This window comes from Anaerococcus vaginimassiliensis, from assembly GCF_900626155.1.
Classification (GTDB): Bacteria; Bacillota; Clostridia; order Tissierellales; family Peptoniphilaceae; genus Anaerococcus; species Anaerococcus vaginimassiliensis.
Genome location: NZ_LR130844.1, coordinates 506,974 through 530,986 on the forward strand (window position 1 = coordinate 506,974; position 24,013 = coordinate 530,986).

The 24,013-nt window shown below is 32.8% G+C and carries 22 protein-coding genes; 4 read left to right on the forward strand and 18 right to left on the reverse strand.

Annotated elements, in window-relative coordinates:
• Nucleotides 1-3: 3 nt before the first annotated feature.
• Nucleotides 4-954, reverse strand: a complete 951-nt coding sequence (locus E0D87_RS02720; protein ID WP_130819242.1) for a magnesium transporter CorA family protein — start codon at nucleotides 952-954, stop codon at nucleotides 4-6.
• A 93-nt stretch (nucleotides 955-1,047) separates the two neighbouring features.
• Nucleotides 1,048-3,153: a restriction endonuclease subunit S domain-containing protein gene (locus E0D87_RS02725; RefSeq protein WP_130819243.1), complete on the reverse strand. Its 2,106-nt coding sequence runs from the start codon at nucleotides 3,151-3,153 to the stop codon at nucleotides 1,048-1,050.
• Between the two features lie 240 nt (nucleotides 3,154-3,393).
• Between E0D87_RS02725 and E0D87_RS02730 the strand changes: the two genes are divergently transcribed.
• Entirely contained in the window at nucleotides 3,394-5,562 is a 2,169-nt protein-coding gene (locus E0D87_RS02730; RefSeq protein ID WP_130819244.1) for a DUF5633 domain-containing protein, read from the forward strand.
• A gap of 58 nt (nucleotides 5,563-5,620) precedes the next feature.
• On the opposite strand, the gene E0D87_RS02735 is transcribed toward E0D87_RS02730, so the two are convergent.
• The 3 genes from E0D87_RS02735 to E0D87_RS02745 all read right to left on the reverse strand — a co-directional run bounded on the left by E0D87_RS02735 (nucleotide 5,621) and on the right by E0D87_RS02745 (nucleotide 7,699).
• Entirely contained in the window at nucleotides 5,621-6,544 is a 924-nt protein-coding gene (locus tag E0D87_RS02735) for a 2-dehydropantoate 2-reductase (protein WP_130819245.1), read from the reverse strand.
• A 62-nt stretch (nucleotides 6,545-6,606) separates the two neighbouring features.
• Nucleotides 6,607-7,167: a chromate transporter gene (locus E0D87_RS02740; RefSeq protein ID WP_130819246.1), complete on the reverse strand. Its 561-nt coding sequence runs from the start codon at nucleotides 7,165-7,167 to the stop codon at nucleotides 6,607-6,609.
• Nucleotides 7,160-7,699, reverse strand: a complete 540-nt coding sequence (locus tag E0D87_RS02745; protein WP_130819247.1) for a chromate transporter — start codon at nucleotides 7,697-7,699, stop codon at nucleotides 7,160-7,162. Before E0D87_RS02745 ends, E0D87_RS02740 begins: the two co-directional genes overlap by 8 nt.
• Before the next feature lie 118 nt (nucleotides 7,700-7,817).
• Here E0D87_RS02745 and E0D87_RS02750 point away from each other — a divergent pair, with 118 nt between their 5' ends.
• The gene (locus E0D87_RS02750; RefSeq protein ID WP_130819248.1) at nucleotides 7,818-8,483 is read left to right on the forward strand and encodes an HAD family hydrolase; all 666 of its coding nucleotides are present in this window, start codon (nucleotides 7,818-7,820) and stop codon (nucleotides 8,481-8,483) included.
• Between the two features lie 64 nt (nucleotides 8,484-8,547).
• Here the strand turns inward: E0D87_RS02750 and E0D87_RS02755 are convergent, their stop codons facing one another.
• Complete coding sequence (locus tag E0D87_RS02755; protein ID WP_130819249.1) at nucleotides 8,548-9,900, reverse strand: MATE family efflux transporter; 1,353 nt, start codon at nucleotides 9,898-9,900, stop codon at nucleotides 8,548-8,550.
• Nucleotides 9,901-10,041: 141 nt separating this feature from the next.
• Here E0D87_RS02755 and E0D87_RS02760 point away from each other — a divergent pair, with 141 nt between their 5' ends.
• Together E0D87_RS02760 and E0D87_RS02765 are read left to right on the forward strand one after the other, a co-directional pair.
• Nucleotides 10,042-10,659, forward strand: a complete 618-nt coding sequence (locus E0D87_RS02760) for a sugar O-acetyltransferase (protein WP_242618430.1) — start codon at nucleotides 10,042-10,044, stop codon at nucleotides 10,657-10,659.
• 211 nt (nucleotides 10,660-10,870) lie between these two features.
• The gene (locus E0D87_RS02765) at nucleotides 10,871-12,277 is read left to right on the forward strand and encodes an alanine/glycine:cation symporter family protein (protein ID WP_130819251.1); all 1,407 of its coding nucleotides are present in this window, start codon (nucleotides 10,871-10,873) and stop codon (nucleotides 12,275-12,277) included.
• A gap of 103 nt (nucleotides 12,278-12,380) precedes the next feature.
• On the opposite strand, the gene sdaAA is transcribed toward E0D87_RS02765, so the two are convergent.
• From sdaAA to E0D87_RS02820, 12 genes are all read right to left on the reverse strand, one after another.
• Nucleotides 12,381-13,256 (reverse strand): L-serine ammonia-lyase, iron-sulfur-dependent, subunit alpha, encoded by an 876-nt coding sequence (gene sdaAA, locus E0D87_RS02770; protein ID WP_130819252.1) that lies wholly within the window; start codon nucleotides 13,254-13,256, stop codon nucleotides 12,381-12,383.
• A 1-nt stretch (nucleotide 13,257) separates the two neighbouring features.
• Entirely contained in the window at nucleotides 13,258-13,920 is a 663-nt protein-coding gene (gene sdaAB, locus E0D87_RS02775; protein WP_130819253.1) for an L-serine ammonia-lyase, iron-sulfur-dependent subunit beta, read from the reverse strand.
• Between the two features lie 72 nt (nucleotides 13,921-13,992).
• Entirely contained in the window at nucleotides 13,993-15,225 is a 1,233-nt protein-coding gene (locus tag E0D87_RS02780; RefSeq protein WP_130819254.1) for a dicarboxylate/amino acid:cation symporter, read from the reverse strand.
• Nucleotides 15,226-15,544: 319 nt separating this feature from the next.
• A complete protein-coding gene (locus tag E0D87_RS02785) occupies nucleotides 15,545-15,985 on the reverse strand; it encodes a MaoC/PaaZ C-terminal domain-containing protein (protein ID WP_130819255.1) in 441 nt (146 codons plus the stop codon).
• Nucleotides 15,986-16,070: 85 nt separating this feature from the next.
• Nucleotides 16,071-17,204: an HAD family hydrolase gene (locus tag E0D87_RS02790; RefSeq protein ID WP_130819256.1), complete on the reverse strand. Its 1,134-nt coding sequence runs from the start codon at nucleotides 17,202-17,204 to the stop codon at nucleotides 16,071-16,073.
• A gap of 8 nt (nucleotides 17,205-17,212) precedes the next feature.
• Complete coding sequence (locus E0D87_RS02795) at nucleotides 17,213-18,577, reverse strand: class II fumarate hydratase (RefSeq protein ID WP_130819257.1); 1,365 nt, start codon at nucleotides 18,575-18,577, stop codon at nucleotides 17,213-17,215.
• Between the two features lie 2 nt (nucleotides 18,578-18,579).
• Nucleotides 18,580-19,998: an aspartate ammonia-lyase gene (locus E0D87_RS02800; RefSeq protein WP_130819258.1), complete on the reverse strand. Its 1,419-nt coding sequence runs from the start codon at nucleotides 19,996-19,998 to the stop codon at nucleotides 18,580-18,582.
• Between the two features lie 360 nt (nucleotides 19,999-20,358).
• Nucleotides 20,359-21,054, reverse strand: coding sequence for a TlpA disulfide reductase family protein (locus tag E0D87_RS02805; RefSeq protein ID WP_130819259.1), 696 nt, complete (start codon nucleotides 21,052-21,054; stop codon nucleotides 20,359-20,361).
• Complete coding sequence (locus E0D87_RS02810) at nucleotides 21,051-21,902, reverse strand: 4Fe-4S binding protein (RefSeq protein ID WP_130819260.1); 852 nt, start codon at nucleotides 21,900-21,902, stop codon at nucleotides 21,051-21,053. The genes E0D87_RS02805 and E0D87_RS02810 overlap by 4 nt, the downstream gene beginning before the upstream one ends.
• Nucleotides 21,895-22,041, reverse strand: a complete 147-nt coding sequence (locus E0D87_RS09080; protein ID WP_004835443.1) for a CD1871A family CXXC motif-containing protein — start codon at nucleotides 22,039-22,041, stop codon at nucleotides 21,895-21,897. The genes E0D87_RS02810 and E0D87_RS09080 overlap by 8 nt, the downstream gene beginning before the upstream one ends.
• A 46-nt stretch (nucleotides 22,042-22,087) precedes the next feature.
• Nucleotides 22,088-23,197: a sensor histidine kinase gene (locus E0D87_RS02815; protein WP_130819261.1), complete on the reverse strand. Its 1,110-nt coding sequence runs from the start codon at nucleotides 23,195-23,197 to the stop codon at nucleotides 22,088-22,090.
• Nucleotides 23,187-23,858, reverse strand: coding sequence for a response regulator transcription factor (locus E0D87_RS02820; RefSeq protein ID WP_130819262.1), 672 nt, complete (start codon nucleotides 23,856-23,858; stop codon nucleotides 23,187-23,189). The genes E0D87_RS02815 and E0D87_RS02820 overlap by 11 nt, the downstream gene beginning before the upstream one ends.
• Nucleotides 23,859-24,013 lie beyond the last annotated feature (155 nt).

The window sequence follows — 24,013 nt, forward strand, 5'->3', positions numbered from 1 at the left end:
ATTTTATTTTTCATATCTTCTGAAGAAAAAATATCCTACAATTAAACTAATAATAGAAAGACCTATAACATACATATAACCAAAGTTCCAGTTTAATTCTGGCATATTAGTAAAGTTCATCCCATACCAACCAGTTATAATAGTAATAGGCGTAAATATAGCTGTGATAACAGTAAGTATCTTCATAGTGTTATTCATAGACAAATCCATTTTAGATGCGTATGAATCCTTTACATTTGTTATATAATCACTCAAGTAGGATATATTGGAAGAATATCTTTCCACCCTAAAAGCAATCGACTTTAGATGTTTTATATCATCGTCATCGAAAATATCATTATCATTTTCCATAAGAATCTCTAAAGTATCTAAAAGTCTCTCATAAGATGCATACATATTTAAAACCTTGTGTCTATTATCAGATATTATTTCTATACTATTGCTTGGCTTTCTATTTTTTATAATAGCATCCTCAACATTTGCTGTAGATGTTTTTATTTGATCAAAAATACTATTATGGTTTTCTATAAGGGCTGTAATAAAATATTTTAAAATCCTACCAGGAGATCTTGCATAGAACTTCTTCTTGAGCATCTTCCTAAAAGCCTCTTTGGTAGATAAGTCTCTATCGTACATATCTACTATTATAAGTCTATTATTTTCTATATAAAATCCTATAAGATCTGAAGTTTCAAGGTTACCCATTATATCAAATATCTCAAGGATTGCAAAAGTATAAGTATCTTCGACTGCCACATAGGACTTCTTAGAATTGTCTGTTGACAAAAGATCAATAATAGCGTGATCTAACTTATAGGTCCTAGCAAAATCTAGAAAGCTATCCCTACCCAAATACATCAGATAAAAATCATCATCTTCTAAAACATCATAAAAGCTAGACCTATCTACTATCTCAAAACCATTATCCGTATCAAACTTGTAAATAAATTCCATCTTCCCTCCTAAACATTCAGGAAATTTTATATCTTTACTAATAATATAATAACTATATGAATAAGGATGGAAAATATCAAAACTACGCTATCTTTAGAATATATTTCTCAATTCCTTTTCAAATTCAGATATATTTTTATATGCCTTTTTTGTTTTTGCTAGATTGTCCATGATATTATTTTTTATATCTTCTCTCTTTTCCATTGAATACAAAGCCACTTCCAGATTTTTTAGGACTTTCATAGACAGATTATTAGAATTTTTAAGCTCTGATTTTATTAGGTCTTTGGTCTTTTTAGATTTAAGAAATGCCAAGATATAATAAGGATCAGCCTTGTTCTTATCTATTCTTAAAACAAACAAATTATCATTAACCAAATATTTATTCCCATCGTCTACTATAGCTGTATTGTAGGGAAATGTTTTGGATATAATTAAATCTCCCTCACTTGCGTAAAACAAAGAACTAACATCTCCAGCAAAACTCGAATAAGGTCCGCTAACGAATCCCTTGGCAATATTTGAATTTGATAGATATGAAAATCCATCGCAGTCATAACTAAGTCCTAAATTAAGTAGTTCAGATACAGAATACCCTCTCCTTGCTTGAACTATAAAATCTTTTAGCATATAAATTCTAGTATTGTCTTTTATGATATTTATCTCACCAAAAGGATCTTCGCTAACTAGTGAAGCGTCAAAATATCCTTCCTTAAACAAACTATAGTTTCTATCAAAATACCTATAAAGAAGTCTATCTTCCCTTCTTCCAACCTTTAGAAAAACCTTTTTGTTATCAAAGTTAGTAAGAGAAAATAATGGAAATTTATCCTCTATTGATTTCCTAAAACTAAGGTTTCTTTCTCTCATGAAATCCTCATAGGTCATAACTAAGAGAGCTTCAGAAAAGCTATTTTCATCAAGAACTTTTTCACAAAGAGATACATCCCCTGATAAATCAATTATCCTATCAAAATTAAGATTTTTTATACTAAAATCATCCCTCATAAAAACAAAACCCGGCACAGCCAAAGCCTTTTTCATGAGACTTAGAAGGATAAACTCATCATAATCCCCTACTAAAAACGATGAATCAACTAATAAATTCTGCTTTAAGATCAAAGAAAGCTTCTTAATATCATCATCTAAAATTATAAGACAATTTCTCCCAGCCTTTAGAACTTCCTTATAAAAACTTAATTCCCCTTCACTTAAATTAATTTTAGAAAATATATAAGGAAAATTTTTAATAATCTCAAGAATAATATCCTTAGAAAAACAATAATTAAGCATTTTTATATGTCTTGGGTAGGCTAACTTTATCTTTTCCAGATAGGACCTAGTAGCGCTTGATAAATTGACGTTAGGTTCTAATGAAAGATATAAAATTGCCATAGTGTGGGCTGGATTTGTAATTTCTCTAAGATTTTCAATAACATAATAATTTTTACAAATGCTATCTATAATAAAATTAGGGTATAAATTTTTATCTATATTCTTTAACAATAAAGAAATGAGACTACTAACATCTTTTCTAATCGCTGCTCCATATGGAGGAGGTACATCAACAATCTCTGCCCTATATAAATGAGGAAAGTCTTTTTCATTCAAAAATTTATCAAAAGATTCCTTAACCAAATCGTAAATACTATTTATAACAAGAAATTTTGGATCAGACACTTCCAAAAGCTCAATCTCCCTATCAAGTGCCCTTAGCTGAGTTTTTATATAGGTTTCATAAGAAAGCTCATCAAGAGATCTTAGGAAAGAAAAAACTTCTTGTCCATCTCTAGTTACAAATCCATCCAAAAACTCTCCATCAGGAGAAGTTTTGAAAAAATCTGTAACATAAGCTCCTTCAAGCATCGTATTAGAAAAAAGATTATTGAACCTTGTTATCGCAGGATCAGCCTTAGAAAAAATCCCCTCTTCTAAATTATGGAAAACCCACCAAGGAATAAGCTCAGACCTCTCAAAAATATCGTAGACATTTCCTCTAAAGTTCTTATACAATCTATAAAAATCCTCATCATCAGTTCTAAGATTCATCGCTAAATATATATAAGAGGTTTTAAAATTCTCCTCCCTATATTTTTTATCATCAAAACAAGGAGGCAGACCATTATTAACCCTTTCATCATTCCAAATCAAAAATGAAGACAAGTGCGAAAATTCTTTTTTTAAAAGCTCATAATTCATAGCCCCTCCTAAGTAAATCTATATTATAATTATACAATATCAATCAGAAAAATACGGGTATTCTATTACTCTAAATATTTTGATTATTTAAATTAAAAGTCTTCAAAGACCAAAATATATAAACACAAGCACCAATTACAAGTAAAAGCACCCCTAGATAAGGGTAATTTAATACTCTGAAAAATTTGATTGGTAATGATATATTTAATTCATATAATAAATATATTTTAAGGAGAAATTATGAAAAATTCAAGAAAAATTGTAGTTGGATCTGCTTTAATACTAGCTCTATCATTTAGTACTATAGCAAATAGTATTTCTTATGCAGAAGAAGATCCACTAAAAAATGTTGAAACTAATGAAGTCGAAACAAACGAAGAAAATAATGAAAATCTTATAGAAGCTCCTAATGAAGAGTTAAAAGAAGATGTTACTGTAGAAAATACTGAAGAAGATGAAGAAACCGAAGATATTGATCAAAAAAATGAATCAACTGAACCTAAATCAGAAGAATCAAATGGTAAGGTTTATACAGAATCAGACTATGACGAAAATTATAGTAGAATAGATGAATACCGCTATAAATATAGAGATCAATTTAATGATGATAAGATAATTTTTGAAGAAGAAAGCTACAACGAAGCTAAGGCTTATGAAAAATCAGAAGAATATCAAAAAAATAATCCATACAACAAAATTCAAAACATCAAAGAAATAGAAGAAAACAAGAGAGTAGAGAAATTTGACGAAAATCTGGATATCGGATTTGGTGATGGAGTAATTGCGAAAAATTCATCAGGACTTCTAAATGATTTTATTAAGTTTAATTATAAAAATGAACAAGATCATTTAGATGATGTTAATAATAAAAGGCACTTCTCAATCAGTTTTGATGACGAGAACTTTGATCCAAGCAAAGTTGGAGATTATGAAATAAAAGCTAGAGTTATGTCTTACTATTCTAACGATTCAATTAACGCTACTGCATCAATTGGTGACATTGTAGAAAACTTCATTAGAATTAGAGTAGTTAATGACGGCAATGACAGGATTATGTATAATAGTGTTGAGGAAGCCAAAGATGCTGCTAAAGAAGCTATTAACTCAAGTAGTGATTTCAATAATTACACCATCTTCAAAGACGGAAATAAATACAGCTATAGTTTATCATACTATGACAGAAATGAAGATTATAAGAAACCTAAAGAAGAACTAGACAAAGACTACGAATCCTATCAAAATTATATAAAATCTGGTAAAGAATTTCAAAACACTTTCAAAGAAGATATGCATAAGTACGATGAAGAATCTCAAAAATATATAAAATCTTATAACTATAATTCTGGTCAAATAACAGAACCTCTAAGTAGAGAAGAATTTGAAGAAAAATACCCTAGTGGTAATCCTTTCGGTGAAGGAATTATAGCTCAGAAGAACTTCGCATATGCAATTATGAATAAACTAAATCTTTTACCTCAATATGACTACAAAAACGAAAGCTTAAATGAAAAGGTAAGTATAGAAGATTTTGCTGAAATAAATATATACAACGCTGATCTAGAAGTAGGGAATAAGCTTCCTCACTTAAAGAAACTTGTAGAGTTTAACTTCTTAAAAGAAGGTCCAAGAGTAAATTATAGTTGGGACCCTGATTCTATCGATACTAATAAATTAGGCAAACAAAATCTTGACGTCAAATTCACTTACTGGAATGCTCAAGGTCAAGAGGAAGAGTTAACTAAAACAATTGTAATAAATATAGTTGATAGTAGTAAACAAGACCCTGATACAGAAGAAGTTCTAGATAAAAAAGGTCTTGAGAAAGAAATTTCCGAAGAAACTAATATAAATCCTAATGAGTTTACAGAAGAAAGTTACCAAAATTATAAAGCCTTGCTAGCATCAGCTAAAGATCTTTTAAACAAAAAAGATGTCAAACAAGAAGAAATAGACAAGGCATTAGAAGAACTAAAAGAATCTAGGAAAAATCTTGTTAAAGTTGATATTGGCAAAGAAGATGAAGATAACAAAAACAATGATAACAAAAAAGAAAATTCTAATTTCGATTTCCCAATTTTTGCTACTGAGTCTGAGGCAAGGAAAGCTGCTGAAGAGTATCTTGTAGATAGTAAGGATTTTGATTCTTATACCATCAAAAAAACAGATGACGGTAAATATTATTATGAATTATCTAGAAAAGATAAGAAAATAAGCGATAATAAAGTTGCTAACAAAACTAGCAAGGAAGAGGATCAAACTAAATCTAAAGAAAAAGAAATTAAGCCAGTAAAAGTTAGCGAAATAAAAAAATCATCTAACGTAAAAACTGGTATTACTGGACTTTCTGGAGTTGTTGGTGTATTTGTAGCCGCTGTTGGTGGATATTTATTTACAAAGAAAAACAAATAAAACCCCAATCTTTATATATAATACAAAAACCCGAGCTAAGCTCGGGCTTTTGTATTTCTTATTTTGCTCCCCTAATATCTTCCTTGGCGTGGATTAGTTGGGTTACTATCTTGTTATACGGAGTAGCTATATTGTGATTTTTGCCTTTTTCTACTACTGCTCCGTTTATAAAGTCTATTTCTGTTTTTCTATTTCTTTTGATTAGGTCTTGATACATTGATGGGTAGTGGTCTTTGGCTTCTTCGGCTGATTTTAAAATGTAAGCCATCATTTCTTCATAGTCAAGCTTTATTCCTTCTGCCCTTCCTACTTCTGTAAATTCTTTTACTAATTCACCTACGATTTCTTTAGATTCTTCTGATTCGAAGAATTCTCCTATAGTGCATTCCATAAGAGATGTCATGGAGTTCATTGTTCCATTTACCATTACTTTTCTCCAGATGGCAAACATTACATCTTCATCGTATTTGGCACCTAATCCTGCCTTGTCTAAAAGATCTGCAATTTTCTTTCCGTTTTCTTCATCACCGCCGATATTTTGAACATCTATTGTTCCCTTGCCTGTGATTTCTATTTCTCCTGGTGCATTTAGACCAGCCGCCCAAATTGTAACTCCCATGTTAATTTTATTTTTATCTACAAATTTTTCTAAGATTCTTTCATGCCCCATTCCATTTAGTAGGCAAAGAATTTGGGTATCTTTTCCTATTATTCCTTCGATAGATTCCATCATGGATTCTAGGGCCATTGACTTGGTCATGACTACGACTAGGTCAGCCTTTTTATCTGCTTCTTCTGGCTTCATCGCTTTTATTTTTATTGTATCTTCTACTTTGCCAGAGACTTTGAGACCATTTTCGTTGATTTTTCTAATATGATCATCCCAGTAGTCTAAAAGTATTACCTCGCTGTCTGTATTTTTTTGTATATGATAACCAATGGTAGAGCCCATAGCTCCACTTCCTGCTATATAAACTAACATATAATCTCCTTTGTATTTCTAAAAGTTTCTACTCTTAGTTTATACCCAGAAAGTGAGATTTTTCAAAGTCCTAGGACAATCCCAAGTACCGCTCCTGCGATAATTATAAAAATAGGATTTATTTTCTTAAATTTTAGTAAAACAGTCAAAAATACTGCAAATATAATCATAGGTATTGGTTTTATGAGAGAAAATATATTCATACTAGCCCTAAAGGCTTCTATATTAAATAAGGTCGCAAGTAAAACAGAGCTCATTGCTCCTAAGATTAGTCCCGCAGTTGCAGGCCTTAGAGTAACAAAGGCATCTTTTACAATTTGTGATGACTTAAATTTATCCATGGCTCTCGCTATTAATAAAATGATAATAACAGGGCCTGTTATTAATGATATTGTGGCTAAGATGCCCCCCCAAAATCCATAAGCGTTGATTCCGGCATAGGTTGACATGTTTATTCCGATAGCGCCAGGTGTTGATTCAGATACAGCTATCATATCCAAAAGCTCTTCACTAGAAAAATATCCAAACTTCTCCCCTAGCTCATACAAGAAAGGAATTGTCGCCATCCCTCCTCCTACCGCAAATATCCCAACCTTAAAAAACTCCCATACTAATCTAAGCATTAATATTTCTCCTTCCTAGTAGTATTCCAAAGATAGCCACACTTATTACGATTATTATTGGAGAAATAGACAAGAAAGCGATAGCTATAGAAGTCAAAAGAAAAATCATAAACTTTATCTTGGTATTGGCATTTTTTTTGACCATATTTATAACAGAATAAAAGACCAAAGCACAAACTGCAACCCTAATTCCAACAAAGGCGTGCTGAATTATGACAAGGTGGCTAAAGCTTTTTAAAAATTTGGCAATTATATTAATAATAATTATAGATGGTGTAATAAATCCGAGACTTGCAACTATGCCTCCAATATTACCACAAACCTTGTATCCACAAAATGTAGATGTATTTATGGCAATGATGCCTGGAGTAGATTGACCGATAGCATAATAATCTAGAATTTCTTCATGAGTTGCCCGTTTCTTATCTTCCACAACCTCTCTTTCCAAAAGAGGTAACATAGCATATCCTCCACCAAAGGTGAAAAGACCCAGTTTAGCAAAAGTTAAATAAAGTTCTAATAGTTTATTCATATGTACTCCTTAATCCTAATTATATAATAAAACGTACTTTAGGAAAAGGAGGATCCTCCTATGGTATAATGGAGCTAACAATAGTTTCTAATAAGTAGATAAAATAGAAAGGAATGAAATGAAATCCCTAATATTTGATATAGATGGAACAGTGCTTGACTCCATGCACATATGGATAGAGCCAATGGATAAGATTTTTGCAAAATATAATTTTAAATTAAACGACTTGCCTAAAGAGAAAAAAGGTGAGATTGAGGCTCTTCCATTCGAAGCCATGTGTGAGTTTATAGCGAAAAATGTAGCTTATGATATGAGTAAGGATGAGGTTATTAAATATTTCGTAGACAATTTGGAAAATGCCTATAGAAACGACCTTCTTCCAAAAGATGGTGCGGTAGATTTTATAAAAGATTTAAAAAAAGCTGGTTACAAGATTTCTGTGGCATCATCTACTGATTATGTCTACTTGGAACCTGCTCTAAAGCGAATCGGAATATATGACTGTTTCGACTTTTTTGCAACGCCTGATATTACAAAAATGAAAAAATCAGATGATAGTTATTGGAAGTATTCTATTGATAAACACAAGAAAAATCCAGAAGATATAGTCTTATTTGATGATGCTTTATACGCAATTAAGGCATCCAAGAAATCAGGTATAAAGACAATTGGAGTTAAAGATTTCCCTTGGAATGAAAATGAGTGGGAGCATATAAAAAATGAAGCCGATATATTCACTGATAAGATAAAAGATATTAGTATAGATGATATAGAAAATTTATAAGTCAAAAAAATCCTAGCCCAAATTAAAGGGTTAGGATTTTTCTCTTGTAATGTAATTTTAGCTATTAGTCCGAAGTTTTTTCTTCGAGCTTTTTGACCTTTTTTCTTAACAGAATAAGGCTTAAGATTCCCTTGAAATTTGATGTCAAGCTCATAGATATCCATACGCCGTGAACCCCTAATATCGGCATTAGAATAAGGGATATTGGAATCCTGGATGTATTCATAACAAGACCAATGATTGCTGGAGTCTTGGTATCTGATAGTCCATTGAAGGCTCCTGCAAGTCCTATTTCTGTAGCCATCATGAGCTGACTTAGGGAAAGAATTAATAGATAGTCTGAGCCAAGCTTAATTGCCTCGCTATCTTCTGGTGTAAAGATTGTAAATAGTCCATGTCTAAAGACAAATAAAAATAAACTTGCTACAAGACCTATACCCATTACAAGTTTTAAACTAACTTTTATGACTTCTATAACTCTCTTAAACTTCTTTGCTCCGTAGTTTTGCCCAACCAAGGCTTGGATTCCAACTTGGATACCCTCAGTTGTATTCCATGAGATTGATTCTAGTTGCGCTCCAATAGATGCAACAGCAACCGGTACAGGTCCAAAACTTGCCATAAATCTATTAAGAATCATAGATATAGCTGCATGAAAACCACTTAGAACTCCTGCTGGTAGACCCAACTTAAATATTTCAATTTGCCAATTTTCCCTATAGTCAATTCTTGTAATAGCCTTTTTTATCAGACCATCCTTACTTAATGTTACAAGTAAAAAAGCAATTGTAACAAGGATTTGACTTAGGATAGTAGCTATCGCAGCTCCCTTTATGCCAAGGGCAGGCATTATCCCAAAACCGAAGATAAGCAAAGGATCTAGCACCATATTAGCGACAAGACCAATAGCATTTATCTTAAAAGGTGTTAGAGAATCTCCAAGAGCTGTAAAAGATTGGGAGAACATTGGATTTATAAAGAAAAAGATCATCCCGCATCCTACGATAAATAAATACTCTTTGGCAAAAACTTCAGCAGCTTCTCCTAGCTTGTAGGCTTCTATGAATATATTTCTAATCAAAAGTACAAAAATAGTAAATACAAAACCTATAATAAGCGCTTGGATCATGCCGTTATTTATAACTCTAACCGTTTCCTTCTCATTCCCCTGACCAAAAGATTGAGATGCATATACTCCAGTACCAACTTTAGAAATAAGTCCCAAAGAATTAGCAATCCAAAATACAAATCCTGCAATTCCTACTCCAGCAACTGCATCTGTTCCAAGTTTTGCTATCCAAATCGTATCTACAAATCCATAAGCTATTTGAATAAAAGCAGTCAAAGCAAGGGGTATAGAAAGTTTGACCAAAGTTTGCCAAATATCTCCCTTAGTTAAATCTAATTTCTGGTTCATAAACCCTCCTTTCCATTTATCTATATTTCATACAAATTTCATAATATCTAACTATTGAACAACTATTTTCCCTACTTGTCAAAGTCTTTTGCCATATTTTTATGCTTTTCTCATACTTTTATAAATAGTATAGTGTATTTTATGAAAACACAAAGAGAAAATATGTTAGAAGAAAAACTTTATATGGTAGATGATGACCTAAAAGAAAGACTTTATAGGGCAAGAAGAATCCTTCAAAAGTTAAATAAAGCTATCACTAGAGAAGAAATCCAAGAAATTGCAAGAGAACTTTTCGCTAAATTCGGAGATTCCTCAATCACACCTCCCTTTAGGTGCGATTATGGGTCAAATATCTATATAGGTGACAATTCCTATTTTAATTACAACACTTCCTTAGTAGATGTAGCAGAAATTAGAATTGGCGATAATGTCTTGTTAGGGCCCGATTGTGGATTTTATACAGCAGAGCATCCTATTGATCCTTACGTTAGAAAAGTAGGAGTAGAATTTGCTAGAAAAATAATAGTAGAAGATGACGTGTGGATTGGAGGTCATTCAGTTATAACATCTGGAGTTACAATTGGCAAAGGATCAATAATAGGAGCAGGATCAGTTGTAACGAAAAATATCCCAAGTGGAGTAATAGCTTTTGGCAACCCTTGTAAGGTCTATAGAAAGATAGATAAAAAAGATCGTGATTACTGGATGAAGAAACTAAACGACTTCTGCGATTCGTACCCTGACTTAGTTTCGGAATAGACTTTTAGAAACTAATTTTTATAAAATTTATTGATTAAAATCTTTGAATATACTAGATTTTGTGATTTATATTAATAATTTTACATTTATGATAGATATTATCACTTTTCAAATTTGATTATTTGTAGTATAGTTTACTATTATATTAGCTAATTAAAGTTAGCGTGTAAAGGATTATATCCCTTAATCCTGAGTAGAAAAGGAGAAAATAATGGAAAAATTGAACAATATTATAGGAGGTATAAACTCGGTCTTATACTTTCCTATTCTAGTTATTTTATTAATAGCAGTTGGTCTCTACTTTACAATAAGGACAGGTTTTATCCAAGTGAGCCTTCTTAAAGAGGCCTTTAAGGTAATCAAGGAAAAACCAGATGATAAGTCAGATGTATCAAGCTTTCAAGCTCTGATGATTTCAACAGCATCTAGGGTTGGTACAGGTAATATTGTCGGTGTATCTTCTGCTATATGTCTGGGCGGCTACGGTGCAGTCTTTTGGATGTGGCTAGTTGCTATAATTGGATCAGCATCTGCCTTTGCAGAATCAACTCTCGCTCAAATGTATAAGAAAAAAGGAAAACACAGTTCTTATGGTGGACCTTCATATTACATAGAGGAAGGACTTAAAAGTAGAAAGCTCGGCGTAATATTTTCTATAGCTCTTATAGTTTGTTATGCTGTTGGATTTAATATGCTTGCAAGCTACAACCTCCAACAATCTTTTAACAGTTATTCTATTTATAACCCTAATATTACTCCAAAAATTATAGGATTAATATTTGCAGTAGCTGTGGCTATTGTAATCCTCGGTGGTGGAAAGAGAATAATAAAGATTACTCAAAGTTTAGTTCCTTTTATGGGGATAATATTTGTTTTAGTTTCTTTAATCATGATCGGTATTAATATTACAAGAATACCAGAAGTTTTTAGAAAAATTATAGAAGATGCCTTCAACTTCAAGGCTATATTTTCCGGTCTTGCAGGTTCATCCATGATTTTAGGTATGAAAAGAGGTCTGTACTCAAACGAAGCTGGTATTGGTTCTGCTCCAAATGCTGCAGCTGCAGCTAAAGTTAGCCATCCAGTAAAACAAGGACTTGTACAAATGATTTCTGTATTTATAGATACTCTTATTATTTGTTCATCAACAGCCTTTATGGGACTAAGCTCTGGTGTTGTTCCTAGTCCCGAACTAGATGGTTCTCCTTTTATTCAAGAAGCCTTGGCAAGTGTATTTGGTAACTTTGGTTTTTACTTTATAACTGCTTCTCTAGTTTTATTTGGATTTACAACCTTTATAGGAAACCTATATTATATAGATTCAAACTTTGATTATCTTTTAGGAAAAGAATTGGAAGAAAAACAAAGAATTCCTTATAGAGTAATTGCAGTACTTTTGATCTTTCTTGGTGCTATCCAAGAACAATCCTTCGTTTGGAACCTAGCAGACCTGTTTATGGGAATCATGGCACTTATAAACTTGCCAACTATAGTTATCCTATCAAATAAGCTGATAGCTTGCCTAAAAGATTACAAAAAACAAATTAAAGATGGAAAAGACCCTGTATTTATCTCAAAGAATATAGGCATGACAGAAAATTTAGATTATTGGAAATAAAGTAAAACCGGATTTTGAAGTTCAAGTCAAAATCCGGTTTTTTACTTATAAAATTTTACACAAAAAAAGGCAAGACACAAATTAGTCTTGCCTTTTTCTTCTTTTATTCACCATCTATATATTTAGCTTTAAGTTTTAGAGCTGATGGACAAACTGCTATACCACCATCTCCAGTTTCTCTTAGTTTAGAAGGAAGTACATCTCCAACATTCTTTAGGGCATGTACAGCTTCATCAAATGTTACTATCATTTTTACATTAGCCATAGCCATATCTGCACTTGCTAGAGCATTCATAACTCCGTTTGCATTTCTAAGGTTACATGGGAATTCTACCATTCCTCCTATTGGGTCACAAACAAGGCCTAAGATATTTAGAATTGCTGCTGTAGCTGCATTTTCTTGGATTTGAATGTCGTATCCTCTTAGGAAACATACTGCTGCTGCCGCCATTGCTGCTGCAGAACCTGTCTCTGCTTGACATCCACCCTCTGCTCCTGCAAATGTTGCATTATCAAATATAACTTGACCTATTTCACTAGTAACTAGAAGCGCTTTTTTAAGCTCTTCATCACTGTATCCATATTTGTGATACATAGTCATAAGAGTTGCTGGAAGAATACCTGAAGATCCTGCTGTTGGAGCAGCTGCTATTATTCCCATAGCTGCGTTGATTTCGGATGTCGATAGAGCCATAGCCATAGCTAAAGCTGGAGTTTCTCCAAGAACTGATTCTCCCTTTAGGAAGTAATCATGCATTGACTTGGCGTTTCCACCAGTCATTCCTGTTACTGAAGTTACTTCTGTCTCAAGAGCAGCTTGAGCAGATTTTTTCATAACGTCTAGAGTTCTTTGAAGTCTATCCCAAATCTCTTCTTCGCTTTTTCCAGAAATTTCTATTTCGTCTTCTAAAGCAAGTTGCCAAAGTTCTTTATTTTCTTCTTTGCATCTTTCCTTTAATAATTTCATTGTTGTTAACATATTATACACCTATATATTTAATAAAGGTAAAGTCTTTACCTTCTCTAATCTTTTGCAAAACGTCGTCCCTTAGAGGTTCGTCGAGTTCGCAAACTAGCATCACATTATTATCTTCTTTAATTGTTTTCATTGTATTAATGTTATACCCATTATCGAAAAGTATTCCTGATACAAAAGCGATTACTCCCTTTTGCTCACCATAAGCCATAAATAAGGTTGGCTTATTTGCCTTAAATTCTATAGGATTTCCATTGATATTTGTAATTACTATCGCTCCTCCACCTATTGAAGAACCTTGAACAGAAAGGTCGCTTCTATCTGGATATTTGAAAACAATTTTTACTGTATTTGGGTGAACGTCTCCCAAATCAGTTTCAACAAAGGTATATTTTATACCTTCTTTATCAGCATACTCGAAAGAATTGATAATTCTTTCATCTTCTGGGTCAAAGCCCAATACACCACCAACTAGAGCCCTATTTGTTCCATGACCCTTATAAGTTTTAGCAAAGGAACCATGTAGATAGAAGATAACTTCATTGAAATTTCTATCTACCATGCGTCTAGCTGTGTGCGCTATCTTGCAAGCTCCAGCTGTGTGTGAGCTTGATGGACCGACCATGTTTGGCCCAATTATATCAAATGTAGAAACATTAACTGTCATAATTCCTCCTTAATTTACATAAGGGCGTACAAAAACTGTCGCCCTTATTTTTTGCAAAGGTAAGAAAACTTTTTAAGCTTTCGCATCCTTAACTGGCGCTGGTTGCCAGTCTTTTTTACCTAATATATTTTTATTATAGATTTTATCTACTGCAACTGCAAGTGCAGTGTCTCCAGAAATATTGGCAGCTGTACCAAATGAATCTTGAGTTAGATATAAGGTAATCAACAAACTTGCCATTGTAGATTCTGGTGAAATTCCTACAACTGGTAGGAATGGTAGGGCACTCATAACTGCTCCACCTGGAGCTCCTGGTGCTGCAACCATTGCAATACCAAGAATTGCTATTAGTCTTAGGATAAGACCGTATGAGTGAGGCATATCGTACATTGTCAAGATTGTAAATGTACAAGCTGTAATTGTAATCATTGATCCTGGCATATGAACTGTTGCTCCCAAAGGAATAACAAAATCTCCAATCTCACGGCTTACTCCGTTATTTTCAGCACATTGTAAGTTAACTGGAATAGTTGCTGCTGATGATTGTGTACCAACTGCTGTCAAATAACCTCTTACTTGATTTTTGATCATTGTAAATGGATTCTTGCCTGTATATGATCCTGATATGATAAATAGCACAGATACATATAATAAGTGTAGAGCTATTACACATAGGAATATCTTCCAGAATATTGATAATACTGCAAATACGGAACCTGATTTTGCCATTTTTGCAAAGTTACCTAAGATAAAGAATGGAAGCAATGGAACTATAGCTGTTCCCAAAACCTTTGTAATAACTATATTAAATTCGCTAACAGCATGATATAAAACTTCGCCTTGTTTAGTTTTTCTTAACCAAGATATTGAAATACCAAGCATAAAAGCAAATATAATAGCACTAGTAACATCAAAGAATGGTGTTATTGGAACTTCAAAATATGGTTCAAGGGTTAGTCCTTCTGAATCTTGGATAGCTGCAACTTGTTCTGGAGAAATAAATCCAGGGAAAATTGCATTTGCCATGAAGTATGACAAAGATCCACCAATAAGAGTAGACATGTAAGCAAGACCTACTGTAACTCCCAAAAGCCTTCCTGCACCCTCACCTAAATCTGCTATACCTTTAGTAACAAATGCTAAAATCATAAGTGGGATTATGAAATTTAGAAATGCTCCAAATATAGACGAGAATGTAATTGTAATTCTAACAAACCAATCTGGTAAGTAAAGTCCTACCAATATACCGACTAGAATACCTAAAATCATTCTAGGTATTAGTCCTATTTTCTTAATCGCTTGCATTTAAACTCCTTTTATTTTATTTTTTTGTAAACCTTTGCAAGTTTATAAGAAAGTGCTATGTAATAATGTCTTATGATATGTCCTAAATATTTCCTTAAATTATCTTCAAGAAATACTATTCATAAATTGCACCTTCAGTTTCATATTATACAAGTAAATTATATTATTGTCAAACATTTTTTAAAACGTTTTCTTTGTTAGCTAAAATACAATGTTTGTTTAGTATTTCTTGAACTTACCTTTATTTAAGATTTTATCCTTATAATGTACAAAGCAAAATAAACATATTTGATTTTTTATCGAAGCATTTTCCCAAAAATTAGGACCTAAATTTTACCAAGCCTTGGGCAGTATATTCTGTTACAATCTCGCCTTCTGGATTAGATGCTGTCATTTTAAAATCAACCAAGCCGTCTTTTCCAGGGACTCTTTCTTTCTTAGCTACTATTTCCACTTTGACCTTATATTTAGTATTAGCCAAAACAGGTTTAATCCACTTACAAGAAACTACAGCAATTCCTGCTATAATCCCATCTCTATCTATTCCTGTCCTAACCCAAGCTCCCCACAAGACTAAGTTAGCGTAAGCTCCTGGTGCAATTATCTCGCCAAATCTACTTTCACTAGCTAATTTTTTGTCGACATGGATATCCCTAGGGTCATACTTCTTAGATACTTCTATAATCTCTTCTTCTGTAAATATTACATCTTCTATTTCTTCATCAAAAACTTGTCCAATTTCATAATCTTCAAAAAACATATATCCTCCTGCTTATTTATTACCCCAAATAGAAAAAATCTCGCAAGATTCTCTCGCGAGATTATAAACATTACAAAATATTTTCTTATGATTTTTCTAAGGAAACAAATCTCCCCTCGTTTACATTTCTTCCTTGCAAGAAATACTTACTTGACCCTTGTAAAGCTTTTTTCCTTAAACTCTCGATAGATCCAGAATTTTTTCTATTAATTATGAGAGAAATTTCTGTTTCATCAAAAAAAGTAAGCATTTCAAAGTCGCCGTCGCTATCTCCTCCAACCATTATAGGTCCATAGTTCCTGTCATTTTTGATAAATTCATTTATAGTTTGAACTTTGCCTTCTCTGATAGTTATAGGGAAATTCCTATCAAACTTAGGAAGGATTCTCCCCTCGTCATCTTTCATAAGTCTTAGTCCTAAAACTTTTTTCTTATCCATCCTATAGTTATTGTCTTTATCTGTAGCAAAGGCTCTCACTATATCTATAAAAGAAGCTGAAGCTATGTAACAATCTATACCATTTTCCTCAAAGCTCTTGTATAGATCAACCATTTCATCCAAAACTCTTATCCCTACAAAATATTTTATAGCTACTCTCCCTGCCTTGGATTTGATATCTGGCGATATGAGTTCTTCTACTCTTATTTTTTCCTTTTTCATAAATGTGAAGGCTCTCTTACAAAGAGAATAAACTTCCTCGCTTTTATAGTTTTTTAATAAAAAACTCATCCAACAATAAGGATCTTCTGCATTTTTATCATAGACACTTGCCCTGTACCTATAAAGCATCTTTGTCACAAATTCCTTGTAATAATCCGTATCTTTGATTTTATCTAAGCTCATCTTACCTTCAAAAGTATTGAGATTGTTATAAAGTTTTTCATAAGACGATTTTATATCTTCGGAAATAAGATCTATATTAACTCTTTGATTGCAAATATTGTTAAATCTACTGTCGTAGTCTTTCTTATCAACATTTTTCCTAATCAAATCATAAAACTCATCTGGATTCATCTTAAAGGTTACATTCGTAACCATATAGTATAAAAGAGCTTCTTCGACATCTCCTATTATAGATGTATTATCCCAATCAAAAACAGCAAAAGGTTTGTAGTTTTTGTTATAAGTCTTGCTATCCTTTCCATGCTTTTCTATTAGTTTATTAATAGCCTGGAAGTTTCTATCCTCCCAGGCCAATTTCTTAATATAAGTCTTCATTTTTTATATTAGACCATCTTTCTTGGGTCTACTATTTTTTCAAAGTCGCTATCTTTAACAAATTCTAATTCCTTGTTGGCATCTCTTAGGCTAAGTCCATTTTTGTGGGCATATTTTGCAAGTTCTGCTGCTTTATCATATCCTATGTGTGGACTTAGAGATGTTACAAGCATGAGGGATTTTTCGAGATTTTCTTCTATCTTTTCATCATTTATACGCAAATCTTCTATCAAGTGAATCCTAAATGATTTCATAGCCTTTGTTAGAAGTTTGATTGATTTTACCATATTATAGATTATTAGTGGCATGTAGGTGTTAAGTTCTAGCTGTCCACTAGCATTAGCGAGGCTTATAGCTGTGTCATTTGCCATGACTTGGATAGCTACCATAGTTAGCATTTCAACTTGGGTCGGATTTACCTTGCCCGGCATTATAGATGATCCAGGCTCGTTAGCTGGTAGAATCAATTCTCCAATTCCAGTTCTTGGCCCACATGATAAAAATCTTAGGTCATTTCCGATTTTATTTAAATCTTCTGCCAAGACTTTAAGAGCTGAGTGACTTCTGGCAACCGCTTGTTTAGAAGAAAGCCCTACAAATTTATTGCTATCAGATACAAGTTTCAAACCAGTAAGCTCACTTAGCTTTTCAACCATAAGTTTGTCATAACCTTCTGGTGCATTTAGACCAGAACCAACTGCCGTTCCTCCTATTGGAATAAAACGCAAATCTTCTATTAAATTTTCTAAATAAGCCTTATCTCTTCTAACAAGCTCGGCATAAGTTTTTATTTCATCTGATAAATATAGAGGAGTCGCATCTTGCAAGTGAGTCCTTCCGGTTTTGATTACTCCTTCAAACTCCTTTGCTTTTTTATCTATTGCTTCGATAAACCTATCTATCTCTGGAAGGAGGTCTTCGCAAATTAATCCTAAACTTGCTAGATGAATCGCTGTTGGGAATGTGTCATTTGAACTTTGGGATTTATTTACATGATCATTTGGGTGAATTAGATTTTCTCCTGCTTTCTCATTCGCAATATGAGCTATGACTTCGTTTACGTTCATGTTTGATTGAGTTCCCGAACCTGTTTGCCAAACTGTTAGAGGAAAATTGTCAGCAAAATCCCCTGCCAAAATTCTATCTGCAGCATATACTATGAGATCTTTTCTATTGTCGTCAATTTTACCCAACTTATTATTTACAAGAGCTGCTGCTTTCTTTATCAAAACTAGAGCATGAATTTGCTCTTTAGGCATTTGATCTAAACCCTTTGGGAAATTTTGGTAGGATCTTTGAGTTTGTGCACCCCAATATTTCTCCTCTGGAACTTCTATTTCTCCTAAAGAATCTTTTTCTATTCTCATTGTCATAATTAGTCCTTGTTTATATGATCTTCATCCAGTATGCCTGGCTTGGTCATCTTTTCGTAATTTAGGATTTTATCTATCTCTTCTGTTGTCATTATTCCATCACGAATTAGGATTTCTCTTATAGGGGTTCCTGTTCTAAGAGATTCTTTGGCTACCCTGCTTGACTTATCGTAACCTATATGTGGAGCAAATGGTGTGATGATGGCGATAGAATTTTCCACTCTTTTTTCAAGTTTTTCCTTATCACTTGTAATTCCATCTATACAATTTGTATAAAGAGTATTTATAGCTCCCTTCAAACTCTTAATTGATTCAAATATGCTATAGAAGATTATCGGCTCAAATGCGTTTAGTTCAAGTTGCCCGCCTTCAACTGCCATAGTTACAGTCATATCATTTCCAATAACTAAAAAAGCAACTTGGTTTACTACTTCTGGAATTACAGGATTTACCTTGCCAGGCATGATTGATGATCCTGCTTGCTTGGCTGGAAGATTGTAATCGCTAATTCCTGTAGTAGGTCCTGATGATAAGAGCCTTAGGTCGTTGGCTATCTTTGAAAGGTTGCTTGCAAGAGTCTTTAGAACTGAAGATGCAAATAGGAAACAATCAAGGTTTTGAGTTGCATCTACCAAGTCATCTGCTTGGCTTAAATCAAGATCACAAATCTCCTTTAGGGTTGGAACAACTTCCTTTATGTAACTACCATCTGCATTTAGACCTGTACCTATTGCTGTTCCTCCAAGGTTTAGATAAGAAAGTTGTTTTATGGCAGCATCAAGCCTTTCATAATCTCTTGAAATAACTTTTGAATAAGCTGTGAATTCTTGACCAAGTTTGATTGGAACTGCGTCTTGAAGTTGAGTTCTACCCATTTTTACATAAGAATCAAATTCTTTTGCTTTTTTATCGAAAGATGCTATTAAGTTTTTAACTTCTATCTTAAGCTCATTTATATACCTAATTATAGCTATTTTTCCTGCTGAAGGAATTACGTCGTTAGTAGATTGACCCTTGTTTACATGATCATTTGGATGAATATGTTCATAAGTTCCAAGTCCACCACCCAAACTTTCATTGGCAATATTAGCTATAACTTCATTTACATTCATATTAAACGAAGTTCCAGCTCCCCCTTGGATTGGATCAACCACAAAATTATCCAAGAATTCTCCAGCTAGAATCTTGTCACAGGCACTAACTATGGCATCCTTTTTCTTGTCTGATAATATTCCTACCTTATTATTTTCTATAGCACAAGCTTTTTTTACCTCAACTATAGCCTCTACCAAAAATGGATCCATATCCTTTCCTGTAATGTGGAAGTTATCAAGGGCTCTTTGGGAATTAGCACCATAATAAGCGTCCTTTTTTACCTCAATCTCTCCCAGAGAGTCTCTTTCTATTCTAATATTTTCCATAATATCCTCCTTACTTCTATTATAACCCAAGCAAAGGTTTTTTTGAATACTATTCAGATTTTAACGCATAAAAAAGACGCTAGATTATATATAACATCTACTGGTATTATCTTCCTTTGGTCAGACTAATAGTATTTACTTTATAATTAATACATTATTTTCTTCTTATTGATTGTATATTTCTCCTTTTAAAAACAATTAAAAAGCACCCTAAAGGTGCTTAAATATTTGTAAAATTTGTAAAGGTTTATGGTTAAGGGAAGGTTTTAGATAAATGGATCATTGTAAATAAAGTATTGTAGAGAAATTAGGTTTACAATTTAATCGAAAAACCTTCCTTTACCAGCTTATTTGTTTAATCTATTTGGATGCCTTAGAGCTTTCTATGGCTTTGTTGATATTTTCTTGTAGTTTTTCTTGTTGTTCAGGGATTGTTAGCGCTCCTTCGATAGGATCTCCTATTACGTTTCCATTTTTGTCTACAACTATTGTTGTTGGATAAACAAATATGTTTTCTAGGAATTCTTTCATAGCTCCCTCATATTCAACTCCTAAAGCTTGATATGTTGGCTTTTTCTCTTTCATTATTCTTTCGTAAGCTTCTTTAGTTGAGTCATCATAGTCTTTGTCTGTACACATAGATACAAAGTCTACGCCTTCTTGACCTTTGATTTCTGTTGCTAGGTCATTTAAGGCTTCCATTTCTTCTATACATGCAGAACATCCTGTAAACCAAAGGTTGATTACTGTAGCGTCATTTTTAGCTATATCTTCTTTGCTATAGCCATTTCCTTCTTGGTCAGTTGCTTTGAAGTCTGGTAGCATCTTAGATCCTGCCTTTGAAGCGTCCACTGATTCAGTTTCTTCTTTTTTCATTTCTTGTGATTCAGCTTCTTTAGATTCATCTTTCTTGCCTTCTTCTTTGTTTGCTTCATCCTTTTTAACTTCTTCTTGTTTAGTTTCTGGTTTTTCTTCAACTTTCGCTTCATCTTTTGTATTGCCACAAGCTGTTAGGGTTAAGGCAAATAACATAGCTATAAGTATTTTGTTTTTCATAAACTCTCCTTTTGTCTGAATGAGGAAGATATGGCTTTAGTTGGACAAGCCTTCTTACAATCATTACATCTAATACATTCTAAATCGCAAGCATTTTTTCTTATATCTACATCCATCCTACAAACCCTAGCGCATTTGCCACAGTTTATGCATTTATTCTCGTCTACCTTCATTTGGTAGAGGGAGTACTTGTTAAACAAAGAATAAAATGCCCCCAGTGGACAAATCCACTTGCAGAAAGGTCTGTAGAATATTATAGATAGGATAATTGTTATGATTAATATCGTAAGTTTTAAGTTAAATAAGCTTCCAAGTCCTAATCTCAAAGATGGATTCTTGATAGCAAGAGGGATTGCTCCTTCTAGGATTCCTTGTGGGCATATGTACTTGCAAAATATGGGAGGAACCACTTCGTACTTATCGCCTAGTACGAGAGTCATCGCAAGCATTAGCCCAAATAGTATCACATATTTTATGTATCTTAAAGGCTTTAGTTTTTTTGTACTTAATTTTTTGGAGGGAATCTTTGCCAACAGATCTTGGAAAAATCCGAAAGGACAAAGAAAACCACAGATAAGCCTTGCAAATACAACTCCAAAAAACATCATTGTTCCTATAACATAATATGAGAACTTGTATTTTTTGGCGCCCATTACAGCCTGCATAGATCCTATGGGACAAGATCCTGCCGCTCCTGGACATGAATAGCAATTAAGCCCCGGTACACAAGCTCTTTTGGTAGGGCCCGTGTATATTTTTCCTGTAAAGAAGTTTGGTATATGGATATTAGTAAAAAGAGTCGCAAGTGCTTGAATCGCAGTACGATTTATTTTCTTTATCTTATCCAATGCCAATACACTCCAAACATAATTTGACAGCCTTAGCTAAGACTGTATCCATCTCTCCTCTCATCGCTCCATATATTATGAAGGCAATGGAGATTAGTAAAAGTAACTTTCCAACATTTCTTCTTTTTTCATATATCATATCCTTACCTCGATTATATATTAACATTGTGCTTGTTAAATTTATGTTAAATATTTCTAAATTTAATCACAAATATAGATCCGCAAGGATTGTTGTCGTAAACTTCAATCTTTGCACCGAGATTTTCTGCTATATCCTTTGATAAGGATAAGCCAATACCAAATCCTTCTTTAGATCTTGAGTCATCTACTTGGTAGAACAGGTCAAATATTTCTTCCTTTTTCTCATCACTTATGCCAATACCGGTATCAGCTACTTTCACAACAACATCATTTTTATCTTTATTAACACTGATATCTACACTTCCATTTTCTTTATTGTATTTAATTGCATTTTCAACAATATTAAATATTAGCCTTTGGACAAGCACATCATCTGAGTTTATGTCTATATTATTATAGGAATAATTTATAGCTATATTTTTTTCACTAGCCCTATCTTCCAAGTCAAAGATAATCTCATCAATCATATCATCGAGACTTATTTTAGTAATATCGAGTTTATTTTTCTTGCTCAAAAGAAGAACGGAATCTATAAGTTTTTTAAGTCTCTTAAGATTCGAATCCATAGTATCCAGGAATTCTTCATAATTTGAGTCTAATTTTTTTCTCCTAAAAACATCAACCTGAGCTTGCATTATAGCTATCGGGGTTCTAAGCTCGTGAGCTACATTTGATGAAAAGTCTTTTTGTTTCCTATAATCTTTATAGATTCTTTGGATCAAATCATCAAATTTCTCAGCCAATTCTTTTATTTCGCTAGGACCTTCTTCCATTAGAAAACTCTCTTCAAAGGTGGCTGGATTTTCTATATCTACTTCAGATATTTTCTCTTCAAGATCCTTTAAAGGTTTTAGTGTTCTATTTATAATGTAGGCAAAGGTCAAGGAACCAAACAGCAAAGCTCCTGCCATAACCATTCCAGAATATATTCTAAAATCACTAGTCGATTGAACCTGAGTGCTATCTACTAAAAGCACCATTGCCTTGTTATTTGCTGGAAGTCTTTCAGAAAATCTCTCAAAAACAGTTTCCATTACCATAATTTGTTTTCTATTTATAAGATAATTTGAAACTACAATCATTAATAAGAAAATTATAACTACCGATATGATTAGCCTTGTAACTATGGAATCGTAAGATTTTTTATTCTTCATAAATCTTGTAGCCTTTACCTATTGCATTTTCTATATAATTTTCACCCGTTACCTTTTTAATCTTTTTTCTTAGAGATGACATGTGAACCCTAACAGTATTTGAAAAATCATCCGCATTTGAATCCCACACATGATCCATTAGCTCTTCTACGCTTACATACCTATCTCTATTTAAGAAAAGATATTCTATAATACCAGTTTCCTTTGCAGTTAGTCCCAAATCTTCCCCTTTAAATGTAGCTATCCTTTTAACTGTATCAAAAGTTATGCCATTTATGGTTATTTCTGTTTCTTCTTGAATAGATTTTCTCCTTAAGAGAGATCTCATTCTCGCATCTAGCTCTTTAAGGTCAAAGGGTTTAGTCATATAATCATTTGCACCGTAATCTAATCCCTTAACCCTATCATCTATATCAGATCTAGCAGTTAGCATTATGATATTTACTTCTTTATTAAACTGTCTAATATCTCTTAAAACTTCAAAACCATCTTTTTTAGGCAAGTTTATATCCAAAATAATAATGTCATAAGCTTCGACATAGGCAAAGTCCAAAGCCTCTTCTCCATCTTTAGCTACATCTGTCACATAACCTAATAAATCAAGCCCTTCTTTTAAAAGCCTTAGAAGCTTTCTCTCATCTTCAACTATAAGTACCTTCATTTTATCCTCCTATTATTAAAAAATTATATCATAAATGTATTAAATTCTTATAAATATAGGAAAAACTAGCCTTTTTTATTAAAAATGTTTTACAAATTATGATTTGGGTATATAATTAATACGTAACAAGAAACTTGTTAAATATAAAGGAGAGA